The sequence below is a fragment of the Sporosarcina sp. FSL K6-1522 genome, from assembly GCF_038622445.1.
Taxonomy (GTDB): domain Bacteria; phylum Bacillota; class Bacilli; order Bacillales_A; family Planococcaceae; genus Sporosarcina.
In genome coordinates, this window is sequence record NZ_CP152019.1 from 1915042 (window position 1) to 1927292 (window position 12251).

Genomic DNA, 12251 nt, shown 5'->3' on the forward strand with positions numbered 1-12251 from the left:
GGGGGAATTTCAGATGGCGTTGGTTTCAATGAAAGAAATGATGATTAAAGGAAAAAAAGAAGGTTATGCAGTCGGTCAATTTAATGTGAACAATTTGGAATATGCCCAAGCCATTTTACAAGCTGCGGAAGAAGAAAAGTCACCTGTGATTCTCGGCGTATCGGAAGGAGCAGCGCGTTATATGGGCGGTTTTACAGTTGTTGTGAATATGATAAAGGGGCTTATGCATGACTATGGAACGACAGTACCTGTAGCGATTCATTTGGATCATGGATCTAGCTTTGAAAAATGTAAAGAAGCAATTGATGCAGGCTTTACCTCTGTCATGATTGATGCTTCTTCTAAGGCGCTCACAGAAAATATTGAACTAACAAATGAAGTAGTAACGTATGCGCATACACACGGGGTTTCTGTAGAAGCTGAATTGGGTGTTGTCGGCGGGGAAGAAGATGATGTCATTGCAGATGGTATTATTTATGCTGATCCGGCAGAATGTAAAAAGCTAGTGGACAATACGAGCATCGATTGCCTTGCACCCGCACTCGGCTCCGTTCACGGACCTTACAAAGGAGAGCCAAATCTTGGTTTCGAAGAAATGGAAATTATCTCGAATCAATCTGACTTACCCCTTGTGTTACATGGGGGAACCGGAATTCCATTGAAAGATATTCAGCGGGCGATTTCATTAGGGACCTCCAAAATAAATGTGAATACAGAAAACCAGATTGAGGGAACGAAAGCAGTACGAGAAGTTCTATCGGAAGATCTTGATGTGTATGATCCCCGAAAATATTTAGGTCCGATGCGTGAAGCGATTAAAGCGACTGTGATTGGGAAAATGCGTGAATTCGGAAGCTCACAACGGGCATAAATTTATCCAGCAAGATGAGATGCATATAAAACACCCTCCTGAGGCTACCCCCTAATCTAAGATAATGAGGTAGTCTTAAGGGTGTTTTATCGTGTTTAAGAAATTTAGGATTATCCAGTCATAATCAACATTTTTTATTATTTGATGAGGAAAGTTAACTTGGGATGCAATTATGGAGGTGTATTGCAATGGGAGCATTAGAAAAAAGTCAGGTCAATGAGATTAGCAAGAAAGACCATTTTAATTTTATCGCGGTGATTTTTTGTTTTTGGTTTGCCATCTATATTTATGCGCCTGTCTTCGGCGTGTACATGCAGTCCATTGATTTTTCTTATTCTACGATAGGAATCATTTTAGGGAGTTATGGCATTACACAGGTTTTACTAAGATTTCCGCTAGGTATTTTATCTGACCGATTGCAAAATATCCGCAAGCAGTTATTGGTCGGCAGCTTTGTCATGGCACTTGTGAGTAGTTTATTGTTAGTCTTTTTTGATTCAGCAGTCATGATTTTAATTGCTCGTCTGCTTGCCGGAGTCACGGCATCTATGTGGGTGATGGCGACGGTACTGTATTCATATTATTTTAGTGCTGATAAATCTGCTAAAGCGATGGGTATTTTACAGTTTGTGACGGTTGCGACTCAATTTATAAGCATGGCAATCAGCGGTTATCTTGTCCATTTATTTGGCTGGTATTTTCCGTTTTGGGTTGGAGCGGCTGCATCAATACTTGGAATTTATTTTGCTTGGAATATTAAAGCAGTCCACAATGGAAAGGTTGAGGTGACGAAATCAAGCATCGGATTACATATTAAAAAAACGATCATAATCCCACAAATAAAAATGCTGACATTCTTATCATTGATCGCCCATGCAATTTTATTCATTACCATTTTTGGATTCAGTTTTATTGTAGCTGACACACTTGGCGTGCCGGAAAAATCTTTTATTTGGCTAACGTGTGCCTTTTTTATTCCGCACGCATTGGCATCATTAGGGCTTGTTTTTTACGAAATGGATAGCCGTTATAACAAGCTTGTACTGTCCACCAGTTTTGGTTTATCTGCCTTGTTTCTTGTACTCGTCCCGTTAGCGAACTCATTTTTTTTACTTAGTGTTCTTCATGCAGGAAGCGGTTTTACATTAGGAGTAATCTTTCCACTTTTACTTAGCGAAGTCGTCAGAGTTAGTCCGAACGATTTGAAAATGTCGGCAATGGGATTCTTTCAGTCTTTTTATGCACTTGGTATTTTTCTCGGTCCTTTACTAGCAGGTATGATTGCGGAAAGTTTCGGATTACATGAGGTATTTATTTTTACTGGCGTGCTTTCTTTAGGGGCAACGGTTGTTGTTATTTTGTTGTTTGAGTGACTCAAGCAAACAGCATCCGCGACTAGAGCAAACTTTCGTATTTATCCCGCTTAAAAAACGAGTTCATTTCTTTCGCAGTTACGCTAGCGTAAAATTGCGACTATCATCAGTTGGGCGTCTTGGCTTTAACAAGGCTGCTATGAACCAATCGCAGAAGAATTATGTTCCCGTGTCAATGTCGATGGTTTCTTTTTAGAATTTGACGATAAGCGTGCGAGAGATTTTTCGCCATTACGTTTCATTAAGAAGCAGAAAGTGATTTTGGGCTGAATTAAGTCCGAGACAGCGGAACTGAAAAGACGTGTGGGAGAAGCGAAGCAATACGTCCCAATCAATCAATTTTGCCTGAGTCTGCAATGCGAATGTGCCTCGGCGGGAAGTACTATTACAGAACAGGAGCAATAGAGCAAGTTACAGCTCGTTGTCAAAACTGCAAAGAAATTCTGAGGCTTAAAGGCATCACTAGTGAAATAAAACCTTCCTAATCCAAAAGAGACTCACAGCCCCTTTTCTTTTCAAAAGAAACTTTTTGTTATGGGCAGGAGTCTACTTTAAAGAATAGAATATACAATAAGGTATAGGTGTTTTCGTATAACGTTTCTACAGAACAGAATGGAGGGAGTTCCTACTAATGGAAAATAACCGGAAGAGCGAGCTGATTTCATGGATTCAATCAATCGCTGTCGCTTTTATCATCGCGCTTATCATGCGCCAGTTTTTATTTACACCGGTGATTGTATCGGGCGAATCGATGGAGCCGACCTTTGAAGATGAAAATAAAATCGTCATCTCCAAAATTTACAAGATTAATCGTTTTGATATGATTGTCTTTCATGCACCGGGAGTGGAGAAGGATTATATCAAGCGTGTCATTGGGCTACCAGGGGATGTTGTTGTCATGGAGAATGACAAACTATACATAAATGGCAAAGAGTACGAAGAACAGTATGTCGAGGAGAATAAAGAGCGAATTTTCGAGGGGCAAAAACTCACACAAGATTTTGAAGTTGAAGTGCCAGAGGGACATTTGTTTGTTCTTGGTGATAATCGTAGAAATAGTACAGACAGTAGAGATTTAGGATTTATCGATGAAAAAGCAGTTGTTGGTACAGTGAAATTCAGGTTTTATCCGTTTAAGGAGATGGGGATACCGAAATAAGTAAGGGGAGAGGGCACTACGGTGTTTCCAACGTTAACGACGGCTCGACTACGATTGACTGAGGTGCATGCGAACCATGCGCCGACCATCTTTGAGATTTTATCGAATCCGAATGTGGTGAAATATTATGGAATGGACCCATTTCATAGCATGGAGCAAGAGGAGCAGATTGTTCAGCATTTTAAGAACATATATGAACTAAAAAGGGGCATTCGCTGGGCAATTATTATTGAGAGGGAAAACAAATTTGTTGGCACGATTGGCTTAAATAATTTGGCGGTAGGCATGAAGAGAGCGGAAGTCGGGTTTGAAATCCATCCTGATTTTTGGCGAAGTGGGGTTACGTCTGAGGCGCTTCAAGCCGTTTTAGATTATGCATTTGAGGAGCTCAATCTTCATCGAATGGGAGCGGTGACGTTTCCAGAGAATCGTGCATCGATTGGGCTATTGAAGAAATATGGATTCGTGGAAGAAGGTAAGTTGCGCAGCTATCTTTTTCAGAATGGACAATCTCACGATGCGTTGATACATTCACTTTTGCATACAGATTGGGTGTTAGGTGAATAAGGAAATGAAGTAGAGCCTTTGCACAGTATTTATTTGTGTGGAGGTTTTTTTAATCGTCATGGCGATGATAATCAGTTCGAATATGATGACCATATCACTTATAGGCTTGTCGGCTCTACAAAAAAGGGCACGTATGATAAATTAAAGGGAGTGCGAGTAGAAGGGGTTACGAATTAAATGAGCGACTTTTTTGAACGGAAAAAACAACAATTGAATATAGATTTGAATGATGTACAACAGCAGGCAGTGTTGGCAACGGAAGGACCATTGCTATTGTTGGCTTGTCCGGGTTCTGGGAAAACGACGACGATGATTATGCGCATTGGCTATTTAATCGAGGAAAAGCATGTCAATCCAAGGCGGATCAAGGCGATTACCTTTAGCCGGGCGTCTGCGCGCGATATGACGGAGCGATTTACCCGCTTTTTCCCTGACAGTGAACAGGTGGATTTTTCAACGATCCATAGTTTGGCGTTTACCATTGCGCGAAGTTATTTGACGAAAATTGGCACGTCATTTGAATTGATCGAAGGCGGCGGAAAGGGTCGCCCTTCGGTGACGAAGCCCTTTTTGTTGAAAGGTCTTTATAAGGATATGCTAAAAGAAGATGGCACAGATGATGAGTTGGCGTCCCTTTCAACATTCATTAGTTCCATTAAAAACCGCATGATTCCGCTTGAACAATGGGAGACACTAAAAGGGCCGGTTGACAAGGCGGGGCGAATTGCGCGTAAATATGAACAATATAAATCACGTAGACAAGGGCATCTCTTGCTCGATTTCGATGATATGTTGACGATTGCAGAACAGGCGCTGAGAGAAGACGAGGAGTTGGGCAACCATTTTCGCAATCTCTATGATTATTTGTTGACGGATGAAAGTCAGGATACGTCTCTCGTGCAGCATAAAATTGTTGAGCATTTGGTGGCGCATCATGGCAACCTTTGTGTCGTTGCAGATGATGATCAATCGATTTATACATGGCGAGGGGCGGAACCGGATTATTTGCTGGATTTTCGGAAGGTGTACCCTGATGCACAAGTGTTGATGATGGAGCGTAATTACCGTTCGTCACAAGACATTGTTGAGATGGCATCGAAGTTCATCAAACGCAATGACAAGCGCTATCCAAAAGAGATGCATACAACAAACGGAAAATGTGAGCCGATTACGATTCGGCAACTGGATAATCCGAAACAGCAGTTGGAATATGTGACGTACGAATTGCTAGGCGAGACCGATCTGAATGAAGTTGCGATTCTGTTTCGCAATAACTCCTCATCGACGATGTATGTCAACGAGCTGCATCGGCGTGGTATTCCCTTTTTCATGAAAGATGCGGACGACAAGTTTTTCTCTCATTGGATTGTTAAAGACATATTGAATTTTATGCGACTTAGTTTCAATACGGAGCGCAAAGATATATTTGCGAAAATCGTCATGAAAATGAATCTCTTCATCTCCCGAAGCATGCTGACTAAATTTGAAAATGCGGCAACGACGGGCAATGTTTTTGATGCTTTTATTCAAACGGTTGATCTGAAAGATAGTCAGGCGAAAAAGCTGGCAGATTATAAAAAAGGCTATGCGGTTATTCCAGAAATGCGGCCGGAGCGAGTTATCCAGCTCATTCGGCATGATCTTGGCTATGAGGCGGCATTGAAAAGTAGGGCTGAAAAGTTTGGCTATCGCATTGACAATTTGCTTGGCATTCTGGATACACTGGAAGGCATTGCCGCGCAGTTGCGAACGATGGTGGAGTTTGCCAATCGCTTGAAAGAACTTGAAAAAGCCGTGCAAAATGCCAAGTTCAATCCATCGGATAATGCAGTGACATTATCCACCTTTCACAGTGCAAAAGGTTTGGAATTCCGGCGTGTCTTCATGATTGACTTACTGAAAGGTATTATCCCATCGGAAGAAGACGAGCATGAACAGGCAACATTGGAAGAAGCACGACGGCTCTTTTACGTTGGCATGACACGGGCGAAAGAACGTCTTGAATTGCTTTCTTACGGTCAGGATGAAGGAAAGACAAAGGAAGATTCCCGATTTGTCAATGAAGTGCGGGGATTATTGTTGAGGCCAAGGCCAGCAAAAGAAGAGCCAAAATCCGTGAAAGTGACAAAGGCATCGATTCCATTGAACCCTGAAGGCATTCAAGATAGCGAGGAGCTTACAGTTGGAACCACTGTCAAACATCGCGTGTTTGGACAAGGTGAAATTACTGGGCGTGAAGGTAACGAATTGCATATCCAATTTGGGGATATGGAAAAGCGACTCGACCTGGAAACGGTGCTGTCCCTTCGGCTTCTCGAAAAGTTGGTCATATGAGGAAGGTCATCTGGATTGGTGTAGCTGGCATGGCGGGGGCAATAGTACGGGTAGGCATTGGACAATTGGTTCATAGCGAATCAGGATTTCCGATTGCGACATTGCTAGTCAATATTGTCGGGACATTTTTATTATGTTTCATCGTTACAGGTGCTTGTCGTAAGCTATATGCGAATAAGCAACTACAGGATGCTGTCACGACAGGCTTTCTCGGTTCATTTACAACATTTTCTGCATTGAGCATGGAGTCGGTTTTGTTGATGGAAAATGGGCAGTTTATGCTAGCCGCACTGTATATGCTTAGTAGTGTTATCGGTGGACTTGCTGCTGGGGCATTTGGGTTTTATCTTGGCAGGAAGCAGGTGCAACGATGACGTTTTGGGATATAGTGATGGTCGGAATGGGTGGCTTTGTAGGAGCCGTGATTCGGTATGGGTTGTCGACAAAGCTGAATCAACAGCGCAAAATACCAAGAGGCACGTTGCTTGTCAATTTAGCGGGTGCGTTGCTCATTGGTGTTGTGTTTGGGTTGGACTTATCACGCGCGCTAACATTCCTTTTAGCATCGGGTCTTGCGGGTGCATTGACGACATTTTCGACATTGACGAAAGAGTTGCTAGAGTTGTGGCAAGATGGTGAGAAAAAGCGTGCTGTGGGGTATTTTTTATTGACGTATGTGGGTGGGATCGGGCTTGTCGTGGTTGGGTATTGGGTTGGTGTAGGTGTAGTTCATTCATTATGAATAAAGAGCAACACCCACCAATCCAGAAAGCATAATAACATAAATGGGATGCCAGTTGAGTTTGAATAAGGCGAGTAACGACAGGCCAAAAATCACGAATAAGCTACCTATATGCCAGGAAATATTCAGGGTAATGAGGTTATTGGAAAGCGCAAACTTTAATGCCGCATAGACAATTAACCCCGTGACAATCGGCCTGAGTCCATAGAAAATCGATGTAACGATAGGATAGTGATTTAATTTGCTGAAAAAGGTAGCTACAAGTAGCACGATGATGACCGAGGGGAGCAAGATTCCGAGAGCAGCCACGATAGCTCCGGTTATACCCGCCGTTGAATAGCCAACGAGAATCGCGCTATTGGCTGCAATTGGGCCAGGGGCCATCCCTGCAATGGCGATGATATCTGTGAATTGTTGGATCGTCATCCATTCGTATTTGGAGACTTCGGCTTCAATTACGGGAATCATCGCGTAGCCCCCGCCAAACGATACAGCACCGATAAAAAAGAATGACCTAAATAGTTCCCACAGTAGCATGATCTTCCCCACTCCTTTTTAGATTCCAGCACCCATGAAATACTCGAATCGATTTTCGTTCTTCTCTTTCTCTTTGCTTTCCTCCAACTCGATTTTGTAGCCGAGTTTCTTTTTAATAACGACCAAAATACTCCCAACCAAACCACCCAATACAATCACAAATAGTGGATGAATAAAGAACAGGACAAAGGTTCCTACGAGGAACATCCCAAATGTCGATTTGTCAATAATGGCTGTTTTCCCAACTTTGATAGCGGCATAAATAATTAAAGCGACGATAGATGCCCGAATCGCTACGAAGGCGGCCTCTATTTTGGGATTATCCTGAAAGAATAGATAGGCAATCCCTAATGATAGAACGATTAGAAAAGTCGGCAAGGATATCCCAAGCATCGCTGCAATGGCTCCTTTTACACCGGCTATTCGATGGCCGATAAATGTTGCGGAATTGATGGCAATGGCGCCTGGCACGGATTGGGCTAATGCGAAGACGTCGGTGACATCGTCTTTCTTTAACCAATTTCTTTTATCAACTACTTCTTTTTCGATTAAAGGAATCATGGCAAAACCTCCCCCGAATGTGACGGGGCCGATTTTAAAAAAGGTCCAAAATACTTGGATAATTATTTTCCATTGTTCTTTCATTATATTCCATCTCCTTGTTTACCTAATTACTGAGTCCGTTGATTTTGTGTGGGCTAGTAATCATTGTTCCTATCTATTAAGCTAGCAGTAGATGAGGAAAAGGTAAAATGCAACAAATGCATAAGGTATAAACGATTGTCATTCCCTACTATGTAGAGTGTACTATCATATTTTTACTTTTTAAAAGTGTTGGAGGTCGTGCTGATGAATATAACAAGTTTAAAAATGTTTTGTTTAGTCGTAGATGAAGGGAGTATTAGCCAGGCGGCGAGACTAAGCTTCGTATCGCAGCCAGCTGTCACAAGACAAATCCGTCAAATAGAAAATTTTTACGGGGCATTGTTGTTTGACAGAACCGAAGGGAAGTTGACAGTAACCGAAACGGGAAGAATGCTCTATCCCTTTGCCAAGGCCATTATTAACGACTTCAACCGTTCTAAAGAAGTCATTCAACAGGCAATAGGTGAGGGAAATGCTAGCCTTCGGGTAGGAGCATCTCCAACGATTGGCGAATATTTTCTACCGAGTTTACTAGGAAGGTTTAAAAAACAAACGCCAGAAATAAAAGTAACGTTAACCATTAAAAATACACCGAGCATTTTGGAGGATTTAGAAAACGATGTAATCGATTTGGCGTTAGTGGAAGGCATGGTAGAATCTAAACATTTTATCGTGAAGAAATTTGCTGAAGATGAATTGGTGCTTGTCTGTCCAACAGATCACGCATGGAGGGATAGAAAGGAAATTCAGATTGAAGAATTGGCAAACGAACGAATGATTTGGCGTGAATCGATTTCAGGTACAAGGCTGATTGTAGAAGACACACTGAGGGAATTTGGCGTGTTAGATACCATCGAAAATTATATGGAAATCAGCAGTACACAAGCGATAAAAAGCGCGGTAGAGGCAGGGCTAGGCATTAGTATTTTGCCGAGGTTAACAGTCGCAAGAGAATTGGAGCAAGGATATTTACAGGAAATAAAATTGCAGGGGATTGTAATGAGAAGGGATTTATGGCTGGTGAAAAAGCAACAGCGCTTTACGAGGACGAGCATTTCGAGTTTTGTGGAGTTTATTGCAGAATAAGCGCATGAAAAAGCAAGAAAATCTTAGTAACATGAGGGGGGGCTCGCTTTTTTATCACCTCTAAAAACCGAACTATTCAGACTACTAACTTCACACATGTAGTTTGAAGTGGTACATTAAGGATGTTTCTATAAATCTTACAATGATCTGGGGGAAATGGTGATGAACCTTTTTGAGAAAGAGAATAGCACTGAAGTAATCAAAGAAGGAACGTTTCTTTGGGAAGCCAATCAAAGCTACAAAGATAATGCGAATATTACAAAGTATATGAAATGGCTTGCTGATAATAATAAACCTAGTTTTGCAAACTACCAGGCACTTTGGCAATGGTCGGTTGATGAGCTTGAAGATTTTTGGGAGACGATTTGGGATTACTTTGAAATTGAATCTTCTACGCCTTATACAAGTGTTCTTGAAATTAAGTCTATGCCAGGTGCCAAATGGTTCATAGGGGCGAAGGTGAACTATACACAGCATATTTTGCGCAACAGTTCACCCGATAAAGTCGCGATTTATTCGGAGTCTGAGACCCGTCCTTCGCTTGAAATCACATGGGCGGAATTGACGAGAGATGTATTGATTCTGGCAACTGAGTTGAGGCGAATGGGGGTACAATCTGGTGATCGGGTTGGTGCATATATGCCGAATACTCATGAGGCTGTTATTGCGTTATTAGCAACCGTAAGTATAGGGGCTGTCTGGTCTAGCTGCTCACCTGACTTTGGTACGAAGAGCGTGGTGGACAGATTCGAGCAAATACAACCGAAAGTATTGATTGCGGTTGATGGTTACACATACGGCGGTAAGAAGTTCGACAGGCGCAATGAAGTGAAAGCGCTTTCGAAAAAACTGTCAACAGTGGAACAGGTTATCTACGTCCCGTATCTATTCGATGAAAATGAAGGTACTCCTATAGAAGGAGCAGTGATGTGGAAGGATGTCATGAACCAACCAGCAATCGAACTGGTGGATTTCGTTTTCGAAGATGTCTCTTTTGAACATCCTTTATGGATTTTATATTCATCAGGCACGACTGGTATTCCGAAAGGCATTGTTCATAGTCATGGTGGGATTGTACTTGAAATGTACAAGGTACACAATTTCCATTTAAACCTTAAAGAAGAGGGGAGCTTATTCTTTTATACAACGACTGGATGGGTGATGTTCAATTTACTTGTAAGTGGTTTAATAACGAAATCATCCATTGTTCTTTATGATGGGAATCCCGTCTATCCAGATGCTGGAAGACTGTGGCAGATAGCGGAGAAAACAGGGACGACAATGTTCGGCTCTAGTCCTTCATTTGTACAAATCATGAATAAGGTAGGCATTTCACCGAAGGAATCGTATGATTTATCGAAATTGGAAGGGATCATTTTAAGCGGGTCACCTGCGGGGCCAGAAGTTTTTGAATGGATGTATACACATGTAAAAAAAGATTTGTGGCTCACATCTCAAAGCGGTGGAACAGATATCGCATCGGGCTTTGTTGGTGCCATTCCAATAGAGTCTGTTCATGCTGGAGAAATGCAAGTTCGGACACTTGGAGTTGAAGTACAAGCGTTTGATGATGCAGGACAAGCTGTTATGGATGAAGTAGGTGAGCTTGTTGTCACGAAGCCGATGCCCTCTATGCCTATTTACTTTTGGGGAGATGTGGATAATAAACGCTATTTGGATAGCTATTTCGACATGTATCCTGGAATTTGGCGGCATGGGGACTTTATTAAGATTACGTCGAAAGGTTCTTGTATTATTTATGGACGCTCAGACTCTACACTGAATCGTTTTGGTGTGAGAATGGGTACAAGTGAAATTTACTCGAGTGTGGAAACCGTGGAAGACATAAAAGATAGCTTGGTTGTGAACTTAGACTTGCCTGACGGGAAATTTTTTATGCCGTTGTTCATCGTATTGAAAGAGGGTATTCAATTGGATGATGCGTTAAAGAACAAGATTGTAGAAAAAATTAGGGTGGAATGTTCACCGCGGCATGTTCCAGACGATATCGTCCAAGTCGATGAAATACCTTATACATTAACGAATAAGAAAATGGAGGTTCCGGTTCGTAGACTTCTGATGAGCGTGGATGAGAAAAGCGTAGCAAACCGCGATGCGATGGCAAATCCATCATCGCTCGATTTCTTTCAGAACTATCGAGATCAAGTAGTAGCCAAAAAATGATTGTAGGATAGGAAAAACCGAGTATACCATACTGTCATGGGAGTACTCGGTTTTTTTGTGTAGAGGAGTTTAGTTATTGAATAGGCCCCTCGTATTTGTTTTTAGCTTCTAACCCTCTAAGTATTGTTTGGGTAATCGGAATGGAAAAAGACTCTAGGCCTCGATCAGAGTCTTGTAGTCCCCAATGATAGATTGTTCCCATATAGCTTTGTGTAATGATTGTGATGACCTCATCTACAGAGTACTCTCTATCGATTGCCCCTTTGTTCATCGCTTCTTCGACCAATGAACGCGTGATTTTAAAGAGTGAGCGATTGGAATTCAAAAAGTATGTATGCTCATTTGACTCCAATGCGGCACTGTAAATAACCTTCATTAGGCCTTTTCCCATTTCTTCATCAAGAAACCGCATCATTTTTCGACTGAAAATAGATAATTTTTCTAGCGGGTCCATGTCCTTGGGGAAAGATTGGAAAACTTCAAGGTAGTAATCATCCACTTCGGTGAAACGAACTAAAAAAATATCCGATTTCGTGCGGAAATGTTGATAAAATGACCCTTTCGATGTACCACTTTTTTTGACGATTTCATCGACAGTTACGTTGTTAAAACCTTTGTCACTAAAAAGTTTTAAGGCTACTTTTAGTATCTTTTTTTTGGTTTCTTCTCCTCGTCGTTGTTTTTTCACAGGCTCTAGCAAAAAATAAACCTCCTCCGCTATTGACAGAATAGTTGTGAATCAATTAGAATCAG

Annotated in this window: 12 protein-coding genes; 9 read left to right on the forward strand and 3 right to left on the reverse strand. The window is 41.8% G+C overall.

Translation table 11 applies throughout. The features are described from left to right. The first annotated feature begins 13 nt into the window (after nt 1–13). The 7 genes from fba to MKY34_RS09395 all read left to right on the forward strand — a co-directional run bounded on the left by fba (nt 14) and on the right by MKY34_RS09395 (nt 7046). On the forward strand, nt 14–871 hold the full coding sequence (gene fba / locus MKY34_RS09365; protein ID WP_342514895.1) for a class II fructose-1,6-bisphosphate aldolase: 858 nt from the start codon (nt 14–16) through the stop codon (nt 869–871). 188 nt (nt 872–1059) lie between these two features. Next, nucleotides 1060–2244 (forward strand): MFS transporter, encoded by a 1185-nt coding sequence (locus MKY34_RS09370; RefSeq protein ID WP_342514896.1) that lies wholly within the window; start codon nt 1060–1062, stop codon nt 2242–2244. Between the two features lie 631 nt (nt 2245–2875). Beyond that, nucleotides 2876–3403: a signal peptidase I gene (gene lepB, locus MKY34_RS09375; RefSeq protein ID WP_342514897.1), complete on the forward strand. Its 528-nt coding sequence runs from the start codon at nt 2876–2878 to the stop codon at nt 3401–3403. A 21-nt stretch (nt 3404–3424) separates the two neighbouring features. Further along, entirely contained in the window at nt 3425–3970 is a 546-nt protein-coding gene (locus MKY34_RS09380; protein WP_342514898.1) for a GNAT family protein, read from the forward strand. Nucleotides 3971–4147: 177 nt separating this feature from the next. Further along, complete coding sequence (locus MKY34_RS09385; protein WP_342514899.1) at nt 4148–6304, forward strand: ATP-dependent helicase; 2157 nt, start codon at nt 4148–4150, stop codon at nt 6302–6304. Continuing rightward, entirely contained in the window at nt 6301–6678 is a 378-nt protein-coding gene (locus tag MKY34_RS09390) for a CrcB family protein (protein ID WP_342514900.1), read from the forward strand. Before MKY34_RS09385 ends, MKY34_RS09390 begins: the two co-directional genes overlap by 4 nt. Continuing rightward, nucleotides 6675–7046: a CrcB family protein gene (locus MKY34_RS09395; protein WP_342514901.1), complete on the forward strand. Its 372-nt coding sequence runs from the start codon at nt 6675–6677 to the stop codon at nt 7044–7046. The genes MKY34_RS09390 and MKY34_RS09395 overlap by 4 nt, the downstream gene beginning before the upstream one ends. On the opposite strand, the gene MKY34_RS09400 is transcribed toward MKY34_RS09395, so the two are convergent. After that, complete coding sequence (locus tag MKY34_RS09400) at nt 7041–7583, reverse strand: chromate transporter (RefSeq protein WP_342514902.1); 543 nt, start codon at nt 7581–7583, stop codon at nt 7041–7043. The two genes, MKY34_RS09395 and MKY34_RS09400, sit on opposite strands and share 6 nt — an antisense overlap. Before the next feature lie 18 nt (nt 7584–7601). After that, nucleotides 7602–8228: a chromate transporter gene (locus MKY34_RS09405; protein ID WP_342514903.1), complete on the reverse strand. Its 627-nt coding sequence runs from the start codon at nt 8226–8228 to the stop codon at nt 7602–7604. A 204-nt stretch (nt 8229–8432) separates the two neighbouring features. Between MKY34_RS09405 and MKY34_RS09410 the strand changes: the two genes are divergently transcribed. Continuing rightward, on the forward strand, nt 8433–9314 hold the full coding sequence (locus MKY34_RS09410; RefSeq protein ID WP_342514904.1) for a LysR substrate-binding domain-containing protein: 882 nt from the start codon (nt 8433–8435) through the stop codon (nt 9312–9314). Nucleotides 9315–9476: 162 nt separating this feature from the next. Next, on the forward strand, nt 9477–11498 hold the full coding sequence (locus tag MKY34_RS09415; RefSeq protein ID WP_342514905.1) for an acetoacetate--CoA ligase: 2022 nt from the start codon (nt 9477–9479) through the stop codon (nt 11496–11498). 73 nt (nt 11499–11571) lie between these two features. Here the strand turns inward: MKY34_RS09415 and MKY34_RS09420 are convergent, their stop codons facing one another. Next, nucleotides 11572–12198 (reverse strand): TetR/AcrR family transcriptional regulator, encoded by a 627-nt coding sequence (locus MKY34_RS09420; protein ID WP_342514906.1) that lies wholly within the window; start codon nt 12196–12198, stop codon nt 11572–11574. Nucleotides 12199–12251 lie beyond the last annotated feature (53 nt).